Raw genomic sequence first — 20,560 nt, forward strand, 5'->3', positions numbered from 1 at the left:
ACATAAACCCTTTACGAATATGCAATACTTACCAAACATAATCTTTGCTTTAGCATTAGCTTTAGGACTTAGTTTTTTTGTGATGAATATTCGCAAATTATTTAGAAACATAAAATTAGGGAAAGAGGTTAATCGTACGGATAAAAAACCTGAGCGTTTAAAAAATATGTTGATGATTGCTCTTGGGCAATATAAAATGGTAAAAAGACCTTTTTCAGGAGCTCTTCACATTATTGTGTATGTTGGTTTTATTATTATAAATATAGAAGTTTTAGAAATTATTATTGATGGGTTATTTGGAACTCACAGAGTTTTTCAAGGGCTTTTAGGAGATGGTATATACGGATTTTTAATTGGTGTTTTCGAAGTATTAGCAGTACTCGTTTTTGTTGCTGTTATTGTTTTTTGGTTGCGTAGAAATATATCTAACATTAAACGTTTCTTAAGTAAGGAAATGAAAGGTTGGCCTAAAAATGATGGAAATTATATCCTTTATTTTGAAATGGTGTTAATGACATTGTTTTTAGTAATGAACGCAACAGACGTTAGTTTTCAACAAGCAGGAGTAGGGAATACAATCAGTCAGTTTATTGCACCTTTATTTGACGGTTTTTCTCCAGAAGGTTTACATACAATAGAAAGAACTGCATGGTGGATTCATATTTTAGGTATTTTAGTTTTCTTAAACTACTTATACTACTCAAAGCATTTACACATCTTATTAGCGTTTCCAAATACCTATTTTGCAAATCTAAATCCAAAAGGGCAGTTTACCAATTTAGACTCTGTTACTACGGAAGTAAAATTAATGATGGATCCGGATGCAGATCCTTATGCAGCCCCAGCTGAAGGAGCGGAAGAAGCAGTTCCAGAAAAATTTGGAGCCTCTGACGTTGCAGATTTAAATTGGGTGCAGTTATTAAATGCTTATACCTGTACAGAGTGTGGTAGATGTACATCATCTTGTCCTGCAAATCTTACAGGAAAAGAATTGTCTCCAAGAAAAATCATGATGGATACTCGTGATCGTTTAGAAGAGGTTGGTAGAAATATTGATGCTAATAAAGGCGTTTTTGTTGATGATGGTAAGCAATTATTAAACGATTATATTTCTCCAGAAGAACTTTGGGCATGTACAAGCTGTAATGCTTGTGTAGAAGAATGTCCTGTAAATATAGACCCGCTTTCTATTATTATGGATATGAGAAGATATTTAGTAATGGAAGAAAGTGCAGCACCACAAGAGTTAAATATGATGATGACAAACATCGAAAATAATGGAGCTCCATGGCAATACAATCAACAAGACAGATTAAACTGGGCTAACGAAGAGTAAAAAGTAGTTTACAGTTTACGGTTACAGCTGGTAGTAAAAAGCTGTAGTTTTCAAAATTAGTATTCAGTAAACAATTACTATTTTCAGTTCCTGTCAGTTCGAGTGAATTTAATAGGAACGAATAAATTTGTATCGAGAACACACGATTAATCATTTAAACGAATAAACATCAAAGTTATGAACGTACCAACAATGGCAGATATGATGGCTCAAGGTAAGCAACCAGAAGTGTTGTTTTGGGTTGGCGCAGCAGGAAGTTATGATGATAGAGCAAAAAAAATATCGAGAGCATTTGTAAAAATATTACATCAAGCTAAGGTAGATTTTGCTGTTTTAGGAACGGAAGAATCCTCTACTGGAGATGCGGCAAAAAGAGCAGGAAATGAGTTTTTGTTTCAAATGCAAGCAATGATGAATATTGAAGTGTTAAATGGTTACGAAGTAAAAAAGATTGTTACTTGCGATCCGCATTCATTTAATACTTTAAAAAATGAATATCCTTCTTTAGGAGGGAAATATGAAGTTTTCCATCACACACAATTTATACAAGACTTAATTGCAGCAGGTCGTTTAAAAATAGATGATACTACTTTAAAAGGTAAAAGAGTTACGTTTCACGATCCTTGTTATTTAGGTAGAGCCAACGAAGTGTATGAGTCTCCTAGAGAATTAATAAAAAGATTAGGTGTTAATTTAACCGAAATGAAACGCAATAAATCTACCGCTTTATGTTGCGGAGCGGGAGGAGCACAAATGTTTAAAGATGCAGAAAAAGGGGATAAGGAGATAAATGTTTTAAGAACAGAAGATGCTTTAGAAACCAAACCCAATATTATTGCTACGGGTTGCCCTTATTGTAATACCATGATGACAGACGGAATTAAATTTAAAGAAAAAGAAGCAGAGGTTGTTGTTAAAGATATTGCAGAGTTAATTGCAGAGGCTAATAATTTGTAGATAAAAACATTAAAATAATTTAAATGTTTGAAAACGAATTTGTTTCTAATTTACCAAATATTACTGAGATAGCTTTTAAACGGATTCATAAGAATTATTTAAAAGTCATTTTATTTAATGTATTATTACTTTTTACTGCTGTCTTATTAGGGCTTTACTTTGCAAGTTATTATAATTTTCTTCAAGGAATTAGTCCTTATGTTTACCTTATTTATATCGCTTTTATAATCGTTTTTATTTTTACAGTACTTTTACTTTACTTCGGATTTAAAAAAAGAAAATATGCGGTTAGACAAAAAGATATTTCTTATAAAAGTGGCTTGTTTTTCAAAAAAATAACTACAGTACCATTTTCTAGAGTTCAGCATATAGAAGTAGATGAAAGTCCTTTTTCTAGGTTTTTTAAATTGGCTTCCTTAAGTGTTTTTACGGCAGGGGATAGTAGTGATGATTTAGAAATAAAAGGTATTACCAAAAAAGAAGCTATACAAATAAAAGAATTTATCAGTCAAAAAATCAATGAATAATACGTTTGATTTTAGCCAATTTTCTAAACAGTCTAAAAAAGGAATTCTTGTAATTTATCTTAAGTTACTATATAAAGTCTTAAAAGCTTTTTGGGTTTTGCTATTCCTATTTATTCAAAAGTTCTCTGAATTTAATGAGAGTACATTTTTCTACATCTACATGGGACTCGGGTTTTTGTTCCTATTTTTTCTGATTAGAGCTTTTTTGATTTATGAAAACTTTCAGTTTAAGGTTCAAAATAATCATTTTATCTTAAAACAAGGAATTTTAAAAAAAACAAATACTTCCATTTCTTTTGATCGAATTCAGAATATTAATTTTAAGCAAAATATTATTCAGCAACTTATTAATGTTCATGAAGTTAATATAGAAACTGCTGGGTCTAATAAAACAGAAATTTCTATAAAAGCATTGTCTTTTCAAAAAGCAAAAGCACTTAAAAGTCAACTTTCATCTTATAATTCTAATTTACTTAAACAGGAAAGTGTTGCTGAAAAACCTTTTTTAAAAATAAGTTTATTAGAATTGTTAAAGGTTAGTTTAACAGAAAATCACCTACAAAGTTTGCTTATTTTTCTGGCATTATTATTAGGTCTTTATCAGCAATTAGAGCAATTATTTAGTGGTATTGGAAAAGATTACTTGCTAAATGAATACATAGAAAAGAGTAGTAATTCGTTTCATCAAGGCGTATTTGTATTTATTGTGCTCTTTATTTTACTGGTTTTTATAGCCATTTTAAGTTCTTTTATGAGAGTGTTTTTATTTCATTTTAATTTAACTGTTTTTATAAAAGACCAGAATTTTGAAATTTATCAAGGATTGCTTACCAAGAAATCTATTATTTTAAAGAAGGATAAAATTCAAAGTATTACTATTTCTACAAATCCAATAAAAAAGATTCTAGGTATTTTCTTTATTACATTTAAACAAGCTGTTAGTGGCAAGGTAAGTGGAAAAAGAAAGGATAAGTTAATACGAATTGTTGGTTGTAAGAAAGCTCAGGTTAGTAAGATTAAAGAAATACTTTTTAGTTTTTCTGAAGTAGACGATTTAGAAAAAAAACAGGTGCATGTTTATTTAAAAAAGAGAATGTATTTTTTGTCTTTTATACTTTTGTTGATATTAAACGGAGTTTTTTATCTTACTTTTTTAGATGGATTGGTTTTCTTCGGGAATGTTTTATTGGTTCCTTTGTTTATCCTTTTTGTCCATCTAATATTCAATAAAAGATTTTATAAAATAAGCGATGATGTTTTACTAGTTGGTTCTGGAGTTTTTGACACTCATTTAACATATTTACCGTTTTTTAAGGTTCAAAATATTAAAATGATGCAAACTTTTTTTCAAGAAAGAAATAAGGTTGTAGATTTGGTTTTTCAAACCGCTTCTGGAGAAATTAAACTTCCTTGTATAGAAAAAAGCGAGGCGATAAAAATTTACAATTATACTTTATTTAAAGTGGAAAGTAGTACAGATTTATGGATGTAAAAAGTTACGTAAAAGCAGCACGATTAAGAACCTTACCTTTATCGGTTTCAGGGATTATTGTTGGAAGTTTTTTAGGAAGTGATCAGTTAAATAATCAGATTTCAATTTTAGAATCGCCTATTTTTTGGTTAGCAATTTTAACCACTATTGGTTTTCAAGTATTGTCTAATTTTGCAAACGATTATGGAGACGGAATTAAAGGCTCCGATAAAAATAGAACAGGAGAAGCACGTATGGTTTCATCAGGAGCAATTACTCCGAAACAAATGAAATCTGCCATGATAATTACAACAATTATTACGTTGATAATTGCGTTATTGCTAATTTATGTTTCATTCGGAAAAGAAAATTTTGGGTATTCAATATTATTTTTAGGCTTAGGAATTGCTTCTATTGCAGCAGCTATAAAATATACAGTTGGTAATTCAGCCTATGGTTATAGTGGTTTTGGAGATATTTTTGTTTTTCTATTCTTTGGTTTGTTAAGTGTAGTAGGTAGTTATTTCTTGTACACAAAACAGGTGGATTATACTATTTTTCTACCCGCAATATCTGTTGGCTTGCTTAGTACAGCAGTTTTAAACCTTAACAATTTACGAGATAGGGAAGAGGATCAAAAAAATAATAAAAATACCCTAGTGGTAAAGTTAGGAATATTAAAGGCAAAAAAATACCATTATGGATTGATTTTTGGTGCTTTAATTACTGCTTGTATATATACTTTTTTAGATTTTAAATTTGTTTATCAACTTATTTTCTTGATGGCTTTTGTGCCATTAATTAAAAACGTAAAAACTGTTGCAAACAACACGATACCTTCGGAATTAGATAGTGAATTAAAGAAAGTAGCATTGAGTACTTTTTTGTTTGCAATCCTTTTTGGAATTGGACAAATATTGTAAATTAGAATTCAATTATAATTGTAAAATATGAAGATTAAATATTTAGGGCATTCTTGTTTTTCTATAGAAATTAATAAAGTAACTATTTTAGTAGATCCGTTTATTTCGGGGAATGCATTGGCTTCTCATATAGATATTTCTACTCTTAAAGCAGATTTTATTTTATTAACTCACGCGCATCAAGACCATGTTTTAGATGTAGAAATAATTGCAGAAAGAACAAAGGCAGTCATTGTTTCTAACTATGAAATAGCCATGTACTATGGTGCAAAAGATTTAGAAGTAACTGCATTAAATCATGGAGGGACTTTTAAAACGGAGCACTTTTCTGCCAAATATGTAAATGCAATTCATACTTCATCTTTTGCAGATGGCACGTATGGCGGTGAGCCAGGTGGTTTTGTTATTTCATCTAAAGATAAAAACTTATATGTTGCAGGAGATACTGCTGTTACCATGGATATGAAACTAATTCCTTTAACAACAAAACTTGATGCGGCTATTTTTCCTATTGGAGATACGTTTACAATGGGAGTTGAAGACGCAATTATTGCAAGTGATTTAGTGGAGTGTACCAAAATAATAGGCTGTCATTTTGATACTTTTCTTCCAATTGAAATAGATGTAAATGATGCCAAAATTAAATTCTCATCAAAAAATAAAGAATTAGTTATATTAGAAATAGGAGGAAATATAAAATTATAAAATGAAAACAATAAAAGTAATATTAATAATCATATCTACCTTTATAGTGATTTTTTTACTAACAGGTTTAATTGTAAAAGAAACAACGTATACGGCAGAAGTGTCTATAGATAAGTCTGTAGACGAGGTTTTTACAGCTTTTAATAATTCGGAGGATGTAAATAACTGGATTCCAGAAGTACAGTCTTTTGAGGTAGTTAATGAAAATCCAGGAAAAATAGGAAGCATCTATAAAATAGTGGTTTTAAACCAAGGGCAAGAAATTACAATGACCGAAAAGGTGTTGGCATATGTACCTAATGAAAAAGTAACCTTGTTTTTTAATGCACAGGGTATGCTTAAAAAAGACGATTATATTTTTACAGAAAAAGACGGAGTTACCACCGTTACTTTAAATGCAAGTTGCCAAAGTGACACCTTTCTAATGGCTTGTGTTTTTCCCTATTTTAAAGGAACATTCATGGAGCAAGATCAATCTTATTTAGATAATTTTAAAGCTTTTGTAGAAGATAAAACAGAAGATTAATTCTTCTTTTTTTGTTGAAAAGACCGTTAAAAATATTTTATTAGCTGTGGTAAAGCACTAAAAAGACGGTATTCATATAAATATTTTATAAAAAATAAATTCTTTTGATACACGCTACTCATAAAAAATATATCCTCAATTTTAAAAATCCAAGTGGAACTTCACGTGGAATTTTAAGAACCAAAGAAACGTGGTTTATTATTTTAGAGCAAAATGGTAAAACAGGTATTGGTGAAACTGGTTTGTTTAGAGGTTTAAGTATAGATGATGTTGTTAATTATGAAGAAAAACTAATTTGGGCTTGTACAAATATTAACAAAGGTTTGGTGTTTTTGCTTAAAGAGCTTTGTGAATTTCCATCCATACAATTTGGACTAGAACAGGCTTTTTTATCCCTTAAAAGCGAAGATAAGTTTACATTGTTTCCATCAGAATTTACAAATGGAAATGAAGCTATTGCCATAAATGGACTTATCTGGATGGGAGAAAAAGCGTTTATGAAAAAGCAAATCAAAGAAAAATTAGAATCTGGTTTTTCTTGCATCAAAATGAAAATTGGTGCTATTGATTTTGAAGCAGAAATAGCATTGTTAAAATCCATCCGAAAAGAATTTTCATCCAAAGAAATAGAATTAAGGGTAGATGCAAATGGTGCTTTTAATCCTAAAAATGCGTTAGAAAAATTAAAGCGTTTATCAGAATTAGAAATTCATTCTATAGAACAACCCATCAAACAAGGGCAAGTTCAAGAAATGGCTGTTTTATGTGCCAAGACACCTTTGCCAATTGCATTGGATGAAGAGTTGATAGGTATATTTTCATCCGAAGCCAAAAAACAAATGTTACAAACAATTCAACCTCAGTTTATCATTTTAAAACCGAGTTTAATTGGTGGTTTTGCCGGGAGTTTAGAATGGATTAAATGTGCAGAAGCAATAAATGCTGATTGGTGGATAACTTCTGCATTAGAAAGTAATATTGGCTTGAATGCTATTGTGCAATTTACACATACATTAAAAAGTAATTTACCACAAGGCTTAGGAACAGGTGGCTTGTTTACAAATAATTTTACGAGTCCGTTAGAAGTTAAAAATGGAGCTTTGCATTATAATCAAACTCAAAATTGGGATTTTAATTTATAAATATGAATTTTATACAACAAGCATATAAAGGAAAAAATGAATGGTTTCATTGGGTATTAACCATCATGGTGGTTTTTGTTGGCTGGCAAATTGTAGGTGTATTGCCTTTAACAGTTTTAGCTTATATGCATTCTGTAGATATAGCAGGGTTTACTGCGGCGGCTCAAAATAATTTTATGACGTTAGATATCGATAAAAATCTCTTCCTTTTTTTTATGATCTTAATGTTCTTTTTTGGCTTAGTCAGTCTTTTAATAGCAATTAAGTACATTCATAAAAGAACTTTAACATCTTTGGTTACCAGTAGAAAGTCGATAGATTGGAAACGTTTTTGGTTTGGCTTTATTACTTGGGGAATCGTTTCTGCCGTTGTAATTATGAGTGGTATTTTTCTGTCTCCAGAAAGTTATGAGTGGAATTTTAAACCGATACCTTTCTTTACTTTAATAGCAGTTTCTTTTTTGTTTTTACCTTTTCAAACTAGTTTTGAAGAGTTGTTGTTTAGAGGATACTTTATGCAAGGTTTGGGTATTTTAGCTAAAAATAGATGGGTGCCTTTAATTATCACTTCAGTTTGTTTTGGGTTATTACATGGCGCAAATCCAGAGGTAGAGAAACTAGGTTACATTTCTATGGTTTTTTATATTGGAACAGGATTCTTTTACGGAATTACCACCTTAATGGACGAAGGAACTGAATTGGCAATTGGTTTACATGCTATAAATAATATTGTAGCTGCATTTTTTGTAACTACAAATTGGACTGTTTTTCAAACGGATGCATTGTATGTAGATACCTCAGAACCTTCTGTAGGGTGGGAAATGTTTTTTCCTGTGTTGGTTTTATATCCAATTCTATTATTTATTTTTTCTAAAAAATATGGATGGAAAAATTGGAAAGAAAAACTAACAGGTAAGATTACTGAACCTGTTAATTTAAAAGAAAATTATAGAATTTTAGAAGATTGAAAATAGATAAGTTTCATAGCAACTTTCAATTAAATGAGGTTTCATTTGCTTCTGTAGATGAAATTCTATCGTATACATCTCGTTTTTCTGATGAAATATATCCATTTTTAGAAAGTTGGTTTTCAGCCGATGCTTTTATTACAGTGAAAACTTCTGGTTCTACAGGTGTTCCAAAAAACATAAAATTGCATAAAAAGCAGATGATCAATTCTGCTTTGGCTACTGGTAGTTTTTTTGATTTAAAAGAAAATACAACAGCATTGTTATGTTTGCCTACAGAATACATTGCGGGTAAAATGATGTTGATTCGTGCTTTAATCTTAGGCTGGCATTTAGATATGGTAGCACCATCTTCTTATCCACTACGTGGGATAAAAAAACAGTATGATTTTTCTGCAATGGTTCCGTTACAGTTGGAGAATTCTATCAAGTCTTTAAATTTAATTAAAAAATTAATTGTTGGTGGAGGCGTAGTTTCTAGTCAATTACAAGATAAAATTCAGGCTTCTAATTGTAGTGTTTTTGCAACTTACGGGATGACGGAAACCATTACTCATATTGCCGTTAAAAGGTTGAATAGTTTTTCATCATTACAAAACAATAATAGTAATGAATCTTTTCAAAAGGACTTTTATAAAACACTACCAAATGTAGAAATCTATAAAGATGTTAGAAACTGTCTGGTAATTAAAGCGCCAAAGGTTTCCAATGAAGTGATTTTTACAAATGATATCATTCATTTAGTTTCTGATGATCAATTTGAATGGTTAGGTCGTTTAGATAATGTAATAAACTCAGGAGGAGTAAAATTGCATCCAGAAAAAATAGAAGAAAAGTTATCGAAAATAATAAGCAAACGTTTTTTTGTTGCAGGTATATCAGATGATAAGCTAGGGCAGAAGCTTGTTTTAATGATAGAACAACCATTTGCATCATTAGATGAAGAAGTAGCCTTAAAATTAAAAATAAAGCAATTAAAAACACTTACTAAATTCGAGATTCCAAAAGAAATTTATTTTGTTGCTAGTTTTATAGATACCGAAACAAATAAAATTCAACGTACCAAGACCTTAGGTTTATTAAAATAAGAAGCTAGGTTTATACATTTATTTTTAATATTTCATTCTTTCTAATATTATATCCGAAAGAGAAACTTTCTCTCTGAAATAATAAAAGGATAATTCGATACATTTAAGATTCATATAATAGTGCTCAAAATTTCTTAGCTATTTAATAATATTATATTATTCTTATCATTATTTTGAATTTACCATAATTAATAACTAAATGTTACAGTTATCTTGAAAAATATTTATATTTTTTATATATTTGTATTTATTCTGACGATAATACATAATAATTAAATTGGGGGATTGAATTTATTATATTCTAAGAATAACCTAAGGTCGTAATTTTCTAATTACGGCTTTTTCTTTTTTTATTCCTAATGTTTTTACCGGATTTACTTTTTTAATTGAGAGATACTATCTTCTTTTAACGCCTAATTAAGGGGAATTTTCTATGGAGTTTTTTTTATGGTATTATTTTTGATATTTTTGATGAAATTACCATTCATGAAAAAAGTTATTTTAGGATTTACTATTTGTTTTTTTTCCATTACATATATTGTAGCACAAGAACACCCAATAGAAAAGCAAGAAGTTAATATAGAAGATTCAGTTCATATAAACTGGGAACCTTCTTTTAACGATGCTTTAAAGAAGTCTAAAAAAGAAAATAAACCAGTACTTATTTATTTTACAGGATCAGATTGGTGTGGTCCCTGTATTATTTTAGATAAGAAACTTTTTCATACAGAAAAATTTAAGGCTATAGCAGATAAAGATTTAGTATTGTATGAGGCAGATAGTCCTAGAAATGTAGATTTAATTTCTGCGGAGACTTTAGAAGTAAATAATGAATTAAAGAGAAAATTTAAAATAAGATCTTTTCCTACGTTAGTGTTTGTAAATCATAAAGGTAAAATGATCGGCTATAAAAAAGGATTAATTCTTACCGATTATTATTATCCTTTTATTCAATCTGTTATCGAAAATTATTAAAAAATATACTTATAACTTAACAACACTTTCCGTTATAGGTTCATTATATATAGTTTTAGAACAACAAAAACCGAAGCAATATGCTTCGGTTTTTGTTGTTCTAAATTATATTAGAAAAATAAAATTATTTTTCATTCACTACTCTAAATGTAGTTCTTCTATTAGCTCTGTGTTGCGCTTCTGTACAAGAAACACCATCAGCACATCTGTTAGTTAATTTAGCTTCACCGTAACCATTACCAGTTAATTTACTTGGGTTAATACCTTTAGAAATTAAATAGTTAGTTACTGCTTGAGCTCTTCTTTCAGACAAGTCTTGGTTAGATGATTTAGTACCTCTAGAGTCTGTATGAGATTCTAAAGCTACAGATACACCAGTTTTTAAAACAGGTAATAATCTTGTATCGATAATTCCTTTAGCTGTAGAAGTTAAAGTAGCGCTTCCTAAATTCCAGTTAATTGGTAAAATTGTATTGTTTACTAATTCACATTCAACCTCTTTCCAAGTTGTTAAGCCTCCTTTATTAACTAAAATTTCTTTAGTAACTGTTTTGTATTTAGCATCAACAGTAACTTCTTCTTGCCATGCATCTTTTACTAAAACTGTTTTATTGATGCTTCCGTATTCTGCAGGAATTTCAATAGATTTAGTAGTTGGTGGCGTTACCATTACTTTAGTAGTATATGTTTTATCATATCCAGGAACTTTGTTAGATACAGTAGTTGCGTCTTTATCTAATTTAGTTAAAGGTACTGTTACATATTGAGCAGCAACAGGTACAAAACACCAGTATCTACAGTCGTTAGGGTCGCTAGATTCACAATCAGGTGCTTTTTCACTCATTTCCCAATTAGCAGAAGCAGCTTTTGTTTCTATTGTTTGAGAATCTGAATTAAAAGTAGCATTAACTACACTTAACTTATTTGCATCTACTTTGGCAGTATAGCTAACTGTTTTGTTTTCCCATACAGCAGGTACAACAACTAAACGTTGTCCAGCTTCTTTAATTAGAACTCTTTCTGTTATTGTGTTGTATTCTGCAGGATGTGTAACAATTTTTTTGTAAGCCGGAGCTACTTCTATCGTTACATCTTCGTTTTTCCAAACTTCTGGAGTTTTACATCGAACATAACACTTTCCTGGTTCTGGATTCTGTGGTAAGTCTTGAGCAAACGCTGCTGCTCCAAACATTAATAATGTAGCACTTAGTAAAATTTTTTTCATAATAAACTTGTATTTTGTGTTAATAGTTCAATTTTATGACACAAACTTTTTTAGTAAGTCACATCACGTTACTCAAAAATACAAATTATGTTAAAGAAATCATAAAAAAATTACAACTTATTGTAAAATAAGCTTTTAATTATTCCGTCAGAAAGTCCAATTTTAGGAACATAAATTTTTCTAGCGCCACTCCATTTCATAGCAGACAAGTAAATTTTGGTTGCTGGTATAATAACATCTGCTCTATCTGGGTTTAAACTTAACTCAGAAATGCGTTCATCATAAGTCATTTGTTTTAAGAATTGATATTGAGCATTTAGATAAATATAAGAAATAGGTTTTCCTTCTGCTCGTCCAGACATTTTAAATAACTTATTAATGTTACCGCCAGAACCAATTAAAGATACTTTCTTTAAATCTTTAGTATTTTTCTTTATCCATTTTTCTACGTTGGCAAACATTTCTTTGTTCACAGCTTTTTTGTTACTTAACAAACGTACTGTTCCCATTTTAAAAGATTTTGAAGTAAGAATTTTACCTTCAGAAAATATGGTAAACTCTGTACTACCACCACCAACATCAACATAAAGGTAAGAATTATCACCTTGTATTAATTGATTTAGATCTGTAGATGAAATTATAGCGGCTTCTTCTTTACCACCAATAATATCAATTTTTACACCAGTTTCTTTAAAAATTTTTTCAACAACTTCCTTACCGTTTTCTGCTTCTCTCATTGCAGAGGTTGCACAGGCTTTATACCTTTCTACACCATTTACATCCATTAATAATTTAAATGCTTCCATAGCATTAATCATTCTGGTAATGTTTTTCTCGCAGATAATTCCGCCAACAAAAGCATCTGCTCCTAAACGAATAGGAACACGTACTAAAGAAGATTTTTTAAACTGAGGCTCTTTGTCGTCAGATACTATAACGTTGGATATTAGTAATCTAATTGCATTTGATCCAATGTCTATAGCTCCATATTTTTTAATTTCTAACAAACTATTTTATTTATGGTTCTTAGGGAATTCTATCATAAACGTTTTCCCTTTTTTTATGTTTTTCCAATGTTTATCTTCGAACTGAATACCTACAACTCCGCAAGTTGATACATGCGAAATAGGTTTGTTACCAAACTTATTTACAAAGGTATTGATACCGTGATCATGACTAAAAATGATGGCAGAATTAAAGCCGTCATCTAAAGCATTTACTGTTTTTACCAAATAACCATCACTAAAGCTATATAATTGTCTTTTTACTTGAAGGTTTGATAAAGGAAACTCGAAGTTTTCACAAAAAATAATTGATGTATGTAATGCTCTATTGGCACTACTTGATACAAAAACATCTGGTCTGTCTATTTCTGTTGATAAGAATTTAGACATTAAATGTGCGTCTTTTATGCCGCGTTTTTTTAGAGGTCTGTCAATATCTTCTATTCCTGAGTATTCCCAAGAAGATTTTGCATGTCTAACAATGTATAAAGTTTTCATTCAATTCTAATTGTTGAGTTGTAAATATAAAAATTTATGGTGCTAATCTTTCTTTTTTCCAAGAAAAATCTTCTTCTAAGGTATATCTTATTCTGTCATGCATTCTATTTGGTCTCCCTTGCCAAAATTCTATAGAAATTGGTTTTACCAAATAACCTCCCCAATGCTTAGGTCTTAGTATTTCTTTTCCTTCAAATTTGTTTTCAAAAGTTTTTAGGTTACCATCTAATTCTTCTCTAGAAGTAACTATATCACTTTGGTTAGATGCCCAAGCACCTAATTTGCTACCGTCTGGTCTAGATTCAAAATAACCGTCAGATAAGTTTTCGGCTAATATTTCTGCGTTTCCTTTTATAATAATTTGTTGTTCTAGCGCAGGCCAGAAGAAAGATAAACAGATATTGTTATTGGCTGCAATTGCTTTTCCTTTTTCTGAATTGTAATTGGTGTAAAAAATAAAACCTTCCCAAGTGAACTTTTTTAATAAAACAACTCTGCTTTTAGGAAAACCATCTAAACCAATGGAAGATACAGTCATGGCATTACTTTCATCTACCATGTTTGATGTATCGGCTTTTAGAAACCAAGTTTGGAAAAATTCCATAGGATTTTCTGGACAAGTACTTTCTAAAAGTTCTTGTTTTTCGTAGGATTTTCTGTAATTACTTAAATCTTTAGACATTATATATAAATTCTATAGAGTAAAAATACAGAATATTTTAAGAGTATTAACACTCTAAATCCCCCTTTTTAAAGATTTTTATTGATATGTTTTGCAAGATAAACTCCAGAACTTGCACAACCTTGAATTAAATATCCTCCAGTTGGAGCATCCCAATTTAACATTTCTCCAATACAAAATTGATTTGGAATTTTATGTAGCTGAAAATGAGTGTCTACTGCATTTAATTCAATTCCACCAACCGTAGAGATGGCAGCATTTAACTTTCCTAAGCCTGTAATTTCTATAGGAAATTTTTTAATATATTTTGATAAAATTGTTGCATCTAGATATGCTTCTTTAGAAAGATGCATTTTAAGTAACTCTATTTGAGAAGTGCTTAATTTTAATCCTTTTTTTAAAATTTGTGTGGTGTTTTTAAAAGAGGGATTTATAATTTTATTGCTCACTTCTTCTAGTGAAAAAGTAGGTTTAAAATCGATGTAAACCATTGCTTTTTCTTCGGATTTTAGTTGTGTTCTAATCTGCGGACTCAATGCGTAAATAGCATTTCCTTCTATTCCAAATTTGGTAATTACAGCTTCTCCTTTTTGTGTTTTGTCAGCACAAGAAATAGCAATGTTTTTTAAAGGGTTTCCTTCGTTTTCTTTGATGAAATCTAGATTCCAATCAATTTTAAAAGCACAATTAGAAGCTTCAAACGGAGTCGTGTTTACACCTTTTTCTTGAAACGTTTCTAACCAACTTCCGTCAGAACCAGTAATTTTCCAACTTGCACCGCCTAAAGAGAAAATGGTATAATCAGAATGAATAATTGCATCATTAACTATTAAATTATTTTCTGCATCCCAACCAGAAAAAGTATGTTCGTATTTAAAAACAATTCCTTTTCCTTTTAAATGATTTAAAATAGTATTTAAAACAATAATTGGTTTTATACCTTCTTCTGGATAAATTCTTTTGCTACTACCAATATACGTAGGAATTCCTATGGATTGTAACCAATTTCTAAAATCATCATTGGTGAAACTTAGTAAAGCATCTTTTAAAACATCATTAGGAGTATAGCGTTCAATAAAATCTAGAATAGGTTCTGAATGTGTCAAATTAAAGCCACCTTTTCCTGCGACTAATAGTTTTCTTCCTGCTGTTTTATTTTTTTCATAAATAGTAATATCAAATTTTTTGGTATCTAAAAAAGCGGCTAAAAGTAGGGTAGAAGGTCCGGAGCCAATAATTGAAATTGATTTTTTCATGATATTAATTTATACAAACAGGAATTATTGTTTTTTAAGATTTTTTACTTGTTTTAAGTACTAAAAGGCGAAAGTAAATCGGCAACTTACTACTTTATAAAATAGGTTAAAACCTGTAGTTAATTTTATAGGATATTACCAAGGTGTTTTAATTTTGTTTATCTCTACTGTTTGTTGTATTCCATCAGATTCTATAACAATTTTTAAAATGTCGTTGGTAATTAACTTTTTCCATTCTTTTTTCCACAAGTCACAGAATTTACCTGTTATTTTTAACTCAATTAAATCTATATTGTTGATTTTTAGCACTTTTGAATTCGGCTTTATTTTTCCAACCAGTTTGCTTTTATCATATATGTTAGCTACTGTAACTGTATTATTTTCATAATCTGTAAAAAAACCAACTTCGTAAATATTTGGCAGAATAGAATCTAATTTTTCTGTCTTATCTAAAATTAAATAATCATTTTTCCAGTCTATTGTAATGGTGTAGTTTTCATAAAAGTCATTACCTAAAAGGGAAGAGTTTCCTGGTTTAATTAAGAGGTAAGAAGGTTGCTTAAATAGTTGTTCGTTTATTTGAAAACTATCTAGCTTTTTAAAGTGTGTCTCTCCTTGTTTTGCTCCTGTAAAATTAAAACCTTTTATTCCAACCTTTGTAATCGACGGATTGTTTTTTAATAAAGTTGTATCTCCTGTTTGAATAAAGCCATTAAACCCAGTGTCAAAAGTAAAATAATTTGATTTTTGACCTATTTTTAGGTTAAAATGAATATTACCAACCTCTTCAGAATTCATTTTTACTTTTTTAGAATTACTTGATATTTCAAATCTTTCACTGTTATCTGTAATTCTAATAGTTTGCTTTTGATAATCTATTTGCCAATTGGCTTTTCTCATCAAATTATTTCCAATGATACCGTCTATTTTTTTACATCTAATATATTTTCCAAATTTAGATACGTCCCAAATTAAACTAACAGTCTCCCGGAATTCAATACCTGCTATTTTTATAGAATTTATTTGAACTCTCTCTACTTTTTTTACTGAATCACTACCATTTGAAACAGTTCCTTTTTTTAGCTGTTTTACATTTAATTCACTTGATATTGTTGGGGCAATTAGGTTTAATTCAGCTCCTGTATCAAGAAGGAAATTATACTCTTTTTCTTGAATTGTTACTGGTATAAATATAAATCCGTTTTCGTAGGTAAAAGGAATTTCTTTTAAGTATTCTTTCTTGGTTACAAACCCCTGTTTTTTATAATTGTATGTTACGCAACTACTTAATAAGATAATTATAAAAAAGGCTATTATTCTGTTGTTCATAGGATTTGTTATTCTAGTGTTTTTAACAATTTATATACTTAAAGTAGTGTTGTTTTTCATAAATAATAGTAACATTAAACTTTTTAGCAGCTAAAAGTAACGTAAAAGTGTCGGTGTTAATAATGCAAACTATTTTTTTGATGATATAAGGATGAATTTTCCAAGTGAGCTAAAACCGCAATAAAATTTATACGGTGTTGCAATTGGTTATTATAGTTCTAATAACGAATCACTCGATTTTATACTAACATTTGTTGTTTTAAGAATTTTTTTGATATCATTTTTTATCCAGTCTTGTGATTTTGGTGAAATACTATCTCAAAATTATACTTTTCAAATTCATTAAGTATCAAATTATAACCAAATGGTTCATTTATTTGATGATATATCCTCGTTTTAATAATTATATCAGAAGTTAGCGAATTTATCTAAAAACAAAGTTAGAAACAAACTAAATTACTTCTTCGCTAAATACAGTCCAATAAAAGTTAAAAGGCCATTTAAAACCAACACAAAAAAGCCAAAGTCAAAACCTAATTTTTGTTTAGAATAATAACTAATTACATACGTAAGAATCGGAGCAATTATACAAATGGCAGGTATTAATTTATCTTTTACTTTTATTTTGGTAAACATTCCAAAAGCATATAAACCTAATAAAGGTCCGTATGTATAGCCTGCAAATGTGAATATTTTAGCAATAACACTTGCATCTGCAATAAAATATTTAAAGATTAAAATGGTTGCAATCAAGACAAAAGAGAAAATAATATGAATCTTCTTTCTTATTTTTTCTTGTTCATCTTTATCCTTCTTTTTATCAATCTCTAAAATATCAATACTAAAAGAAGTAGTTAAAGATGTTAGCGCAGAGTCTGCACTAGAATAAGCTGCTGCAATTAAACCCAATAAAAAGAATAGAGCAGTAGCCAAACCTAAGTTTCCTTGTGTTGCAATAATAGGAAAAAGCTCGTCTTTGTGTGCTTCAATTCCTGCTTGTTGTGCGTAATCTGTTAATAAAACACCTAAAGCTAAAAAGAAAAAGTTGACAATTACCAACACAATGGTAAACCAAAACATATTTTTCTGAGCATCTTTTAAATTTCTACAGGTTAAGTTTTTTTGCATCATATCTTGGTCTAAACCGGTCATTACAACGGCAATAAATGCACCAGATAAAAATTGTTTCCAGAAATAATTTCCAGCCTTTATATCATCAAAAAAGAAGGTTTTAGACATTTTACTATCGGCAACATAGGTAAATAGATTGTCAATTTTCATTTCGCTTGAAATGGTGTAAATACAAACGCCTACTGCAATTAGCATAAATAAGGTTTGTAAAGTGTCCGTCCAAACAATGGTTTTGATACCTCCTTTAAAAGTATATAACCAAATTAAGAGAATTGTGATAGAAACGGTTACCCAAAACGGAACTCCGTAAGCGTCAAATAAAATTGCTTGTAACACATTTGCTACTAAAAAGAGTCTGAATGCAGCGCCAACTATTCTAGAAAGTAAAAAGAAACTAGCACCAGTTTTGTAAGAATAATTACCAAAACGATCTTGTAAATAGGTGTATATAGACGTTAAATTTAGTTTGTAATACAACGGAAGTAAAACCAAACCAATAATGGCATATCCAACAACATAACCCAAAACCATTTGAAAATAGCTCATAGAATCTGTTTCTACCCAACCAGGAACCGAAATAAAGGTAACTCCAGAAAGTGAAGCACCAATCATACCAAAGGCAACTAAATACCAAGGTGAAGCGTTGTCTGCTTTAAAAAAGGTTTTGTTGTCTGCAGATTTTCCGGTGAGGTAAGAAATACCGATTAATACGGTAAAATAAGCGACTATTAATAGTAGTATGTAAAGTGGTTGCATGTAGTAATTACGAATGTTGAATTATGATGCACAATATAGGATTTTTAGTGAATAGAGAATAGATATTAGGGGAAAGAAAATAGATAAGTATTTCAATTATAAAAGAATGTTTTTCTTGAATCTTTTCTTTTTATTGAGTTAAATTTGCAGTTATGGATTTTTCATCAAAACTTTTAGAAAACGCCGTAAATGAGGTGTCTCGTTTACCCGGAATTGGTAAGAGAACTGCATTGCGTTTGGTATTACATTTATTAAAACAACCTTCGGACAATACAAAGTTTCTATCGGAAGCTTTATTGCATTTAAGAAATGATGTAAAGAATTGTGAAAAGTGTCATAATATTTCTGATACAGCTTTGTGTGATATTTGCAATAATGTAAAAAGAAAGCCGGAGATTGTCTGTGTGGTAGAAGATATTAGGGATGTTATGGCGATAGAAAGTACATCTCAATTTAATGGATTGTACCATGTTTTGGGAGGAAAAATTTCTCCGATTGAAGGAATTGGTCCTCAGAATTTAAAAATAGAAAGTTTAGTTAAAAAAGTAGAAAGCGGAGAAGTAAAAGAGTTGATTTTTGCTTTAAGTTCTACGATGGAAGGTGATACGACTAACTTTTATATTTTTAAACAAATAGAAAAATTTGAGATTACAACATCTACAATTGCACGAGGAATTTCTGTGGGTGATGAATTAGAATATGCAGATGAAGTTACTCTAGGTAGGTCTATTGTAAATAGAATTCCGTTTGAACAAAGTATAAGAGGGTAATTTAATCGATTCTGTAAAAAAATATTTGGTTAGGATTTTCCGTGTTAGGATTTTCAAAGTCAAAAATAATTTCGTGATGTTTTCCGTCAATAATTGGATTGAGACTAAAGTAGTTTTCAACATCAGAGTTGTCGTATTTAAAAGATCCCCAAATTTTATTATAACGGCTATGGGTTATTGTAAATTTACCAGTTAAGGTTTCTGAGTATACACAATTATTATTAGCATCTCTTTTGTATTTTCTATGAATAAAGCTGTCATCAGAATTAATGATTAAATCAATAGAGTCGTCAACAGAACTACCTGTACAATATGTTTGTATTGAAGGGGTAAATTGTCTAACTCTAAAATTACCGCTAAAATCTCCCAATCCATAAAATTCTGGTTGGTCATCATTAGAAGTGCAAGAAAATAAGATGATAAGGATAGAGAATGCTAAAATTTTATTTTTCATATTTTTTAATCAAAGAGATCAATTTTTAAAATAGTTTATGTTGAAATGAGTTTTATTTACTTATTCTTTTTTATCATCACTTTCCAAAACTTCTCTCTCAGCTTTTTCCCAAGATCTTTTTTCTCTTATTTTTTTGTAGAGTCTAATCCCTAACATCAATATTACTCCAAAAAGGATAATACCTACAACGCCCCAAATCCAATTTATGGCAGATTTTAGTGTTACTAAAAAGACTACTGCAAATAAAATAATTGTTGGTGCTTCGTTTATAATTCTTAATTTGAATGCTGTGTATTTTATAACATCATTCTGTAGCTGTTTGTATATTTTATGACATAAGCCGTGATAAACATATAATGCTAAAACAAAAGTAAGTTTTATGTGCATCCAAGGCATTTCTAAATAAACAGGATTTTTATACAACATCCAGAAAGCAAAAAAACTTGCTAAAATAGCAGAGGGCCAGGTAATTATATACCACAATCTTTTGCTCATTAATTTGTATTGAGTTTGTAAAATTTCTTTAGCAGGTTCTGGTTTTTTTTCTGCTTCTACGTGATACATAAATAGACGAACAATGTAAAATAACCCTGCAAACCAAGTAACAACAAAAATAATGTGAAGTGCTTTTACGTATAGGAAATCCATAATCTTTTAATTTTTATTTATTCTTATCGATGTCATCTCGAAAGAAGTATTAAGAGTGTCTAAAATTTATTTATCTTTAGATTTCTCAATCGATTAAGAAAGTTATTTTCGAAATGAAATATGAAAACTTAAATGTGCTTTATGTTTCACTATTTGTTTGCAAACAAGTTTAGCCCTGATTAACTCCAC

At 29.7% G+C, this 20,560-nt stretch carries 21 protein-coding genes; 12 read left to right on the plus strand and 9 right to left on the minus strand.

Annotation, left to right across the window (positions count from 1 at the left end; translation table 11 throughout):
* Window positions 1–19: 19 nt before the first annotated feature.
* The 11 genes from H0I27_RS06850 to H0I27_RS06900 all read left to right on the plus strand — a co-directional run bounded on the left by H0I27_RS06850 (window position 20) and on the right by H0I27_RS06900 (window position 10,618).
* Entirely contained in the window at window positions 20–1,336 is a 1,317-nt protein-coding gene (locus H0I27_RS06850; protein ID WP_218733088.1) for a (Fe-S)-binding protein, read from the plus strand.
* A 177-nt stretch (window positions 1,337–1,513) separates the two neighbouring features.
* Window positions 1,514–2,293, plus strand: coding sequence for a (Fe-S)-binding protein (locus H0I27_RS06855; protein ID WP_218733089.1), 780 nt, complete (start codon window positions 1,514–1,516; stop codon window positions 2,291–2,293).
* A gap of 23 nt (window positions 2,294–2,316) precedes the next feature.
* Window positions 2,317–2,820 (plus strand): PH domain-containing protein, encoded by a 504-nt coding sequence (locus H0I27_RS06860; RefSeq protein ID WP_254712823.1) that lies wholly within the window; start codon window positions 2,317–2,319, stop codon window positions 2,818–2,820.
* Window positions 2,813–4,312 (plus strand): PH domain-containing protein, encoded by a 1,500-nt coding sequence (locus H0I27_RS06865; RefSeq protein WP_218733090.1) that lies wholly within the window; start codon window positions 2,813–2,815, stop codon window positions 4,310–4,312. The genes H0I27_RS06860 and H0I27_RS06865 overlap by 8 nt, the downstream gene beginning before the upstream one ends.
* Window positions 4,303–5,214, plus strand: coding sequence for a 1,4-dihydroxy-2-naphthoate octaprenyltransferase (gene menA, locus H0I27_RS06870; RefSeq protein WP_218733091.1), 912 nt, complete (start codon window positions 4,303–4,305; stop codon window positions 5,212–5,214). The genes H0I27_RS06865 and menA overlap by 10 nt, the downstream gene beginning before the upstream one ends.
* A 27-nt stretch (window positions 5,215–5,241) precedes the next feature.
* Window positions 5,242–5,919: a metal-dependent hydrolase gene (locus tag H0I27_RS06875; RefSeq protein WP_218733092.1), complete on the plus strand. Its 678-nt coding sequence runs from the start codon at window positions 5,242–5,244 to the stop codon at window positions 5,917–5,919.
* A 1-nt stretch (window position 5,920) separates the two neighbouring features.
* Window positions 5,921–6,445, plus strand: coding sequence for an SRPBCC family protein (locus H0I27_RS06880; protein ID WP_218733093.1), 525 nt, complete (start codon window positions 5,921–5,923; stop codon window positions 6,443–6,445).
* Window positions 6,446–6,549: 104 nt separating this feature from the next.
* Window positions 6,550–7,587 (plus strand): o-succinylbenzoate synthase, encoded by a 1,038-nt coding sequence (locus H0I27_RS06885; protein ID WP_218733094.1) that lies wholly within the window; start codon window positions 6,550–6,552, stop codon window positions 7,585–7,587.
* Window positions 7,588–7,589: 2 nt separating this feature from the next.
* The gene (locus H0I27_RS06890) at window positions 7,590–8,555 is read left to right on the plus strand and encodes a CPBP family intramembrane glutamic endopeptidase (RefSeq protein ID WP_218733095.1); all 966 of its coding nucleotides are present in this window, start codon (window positions 7,590–7,592) and stop codon (window positions 8,553–8,555) included.
* Window positions 8,552–9,643, plus strand: a complete 1,092-nt coding sequence (locus tag H0I27_RS06895; RefSeq protein ID WP_218733096.1) for an AMP-binding protein — start codon at window positions 8,552–8,554, stop codon at window positions 9,641–9,643. Before H0I27_RS06890 ends, H0I27_RS06895 begins: the two co-directional genes overlap by 4 nt.
* A gap of 486 nt (window positions 9,644–10,129) precedes the next feature.
* On the plus strand, window positions 10,130–10,618 hold the full coding sequence (locus H0I27_RS06900) for a thioredoxin family protein (protein WP_218733097.1): 489 nt from the start codon (window positions 10,130–10,132) through the stop codon (window positions 10,616–10,618).
* A gap of 124 nt (window positions 10,619–10,742) precedes the next feature.
* Here H0I27_RS06900 and H0I27_RS06905 read toward each other — a convergent pair whose 3' ends face one another.
* The 7 genes from H0I27_RS06905 to H0I27_RS06935 all read right to left on the minus strand — a co-directional run bounded on the left by H0I27_RS06905 (window position 10,743) and on the right by H0I27_RS06935 (window position 18,499).
* Window positions 10,743–11,843 (minus strand): OmpA family protein, encoded by a 1,101-nt coding sequence (locus tag H0I27_RS06905; protein ID WP_218733098.1) that lies wholly within the window; start codon window positions 11,841–11,843, stop codon window positions 10,743–10,745.
* A gap of 110 nt (window positions 11,844–11,953) precedes the next feature.
* The gene (locus tag H0I27_RS06910) at window positions 11,954–12,850 is read right to left on the minus strand and encodes a Ppx/GppA phosphatase family protein (RefSeq protein ID WP_218733099.1); all 897 of its coding nucleotides are present in this window, start codon (window positions 12,848–12,850) and stop codon (window positions 11,954–11,956) included.
* 6 nt (window positions 12,851–12,856) lie between these two features.
* Window positions 12,857–13,345 carry a histidine phosphatase family protein gene (locus H0I27_RS06915; RefSeq protein WP_218733100.1) on the minus strand — a complete coding sequence of 163 codons (489 nt, stop codon included), beginning with the start codon at window positions 13,343–13,345 and terminating at the stop codon, window positions 12,857–12,859.
* A 34-nt stretch (window positions 13,346–13,379) separates the two neighbouring features.
* The gene (gene pdxH, locus H0I27_RS06920; protein ID WP_218733101.1) at window positions 13,380–14,027 is read right to left on the minus strand and encodes a pyridoxamine 5'-phosphate oxidase; all 648 of its coding nucleotides are present in this window, start codon (window positions 14,025–14,027) and stop codon (window positions 13,380–13,382) included.
* A gap of 68 nt (window positions 14,028–14,095) precedes the next feature.
* Window positions 14,096–15,283 carry an NAD(P)-dependent oxidoreductase gene (locus tag H0I27_RS06925; protein ID WP_218733102.1) on the minus strand — a complete coding sequence of 396 codons (1,188 nt, stop codon included), beginning with the start codon at window positions 15,281–15,283 and terminating at the stop codon, window positions 14,096–14,098.
* A gap of 135 nt (window positions 15,284–15,418) precedes the next feature.
* Complete coding sequence (locus H0I27_RS06930; RefSeq protein WP_218733103.1) at window positions 15,419–16,612, minus strand: retropepsin-like aspartic protease; 1,194 nt, start codon at window positions 16,610–16,612, stop codon at window positions 15,419–15,421.
* A gap of 456 nt (window positions 16,613–17,068) precedes the next feature.
* A complete protein-coding gene (locus tag H0I27_RS06935; protein ID WP_218733104.1) occupies window positions 17,069–18,499 on the minus strand; it encodes a sodium:solute symporter in 1,431 nt (476 codons plus the stop codon).
* A 152-nt stretch (window positions 18,500–18,651) separates the two neighbouring features.
* On the opposite strand from H0I27_RS06935, the gene recR reads away from it, so the two are divergent.
* Window positions 18,652–19,269, plus strand: coding sequence for a recombination mediator RecR (gene recR, locus H0I27_RS06940; RefSeq protein WP_218733105.1), 618 nt, complete (start codon window positions 18,652–18,654; stop codon window positions 19,267–19,269).
* A gap of 1 nt (window position 19,270) precedes the next feature.
* Here recR and H0I27_RS06945 read toward each other — a convergent pair whose 3' ends face one another.
* Entirely contained in the window at window positions 19,271–19,723 is a 453-nt protein-coding gene (locus tag H0I27_RS06945; RefSeq protein ID WP_218733106.1) for a hypothetical protein, read from the minus strand.
* Window positions 19,724–19,783: 60 nt separating this feature from the next.
* Window positions 19,784–20,371, minus strand: coding sequence for a CopD family protein (locus H0I27_RS06950; protein WP_218733107.1), 588 nt, complete (start codon window positions 20,369–20,371; stop codon window positions 19,784–19,786).
* Window positions 20,372–20,560 lie beyond the last annotated feature (189 nt).

This window comes from Polaribacter sp. HaHaR_3_91 (genome assembly GCF_019278525.1).
Taxonomy (GTDB): domain Bacteria; phylum Bacteroidota; class Bacteroidia; order Flavobacteriales; family Flavobacteriaceae; genus Polaribacter.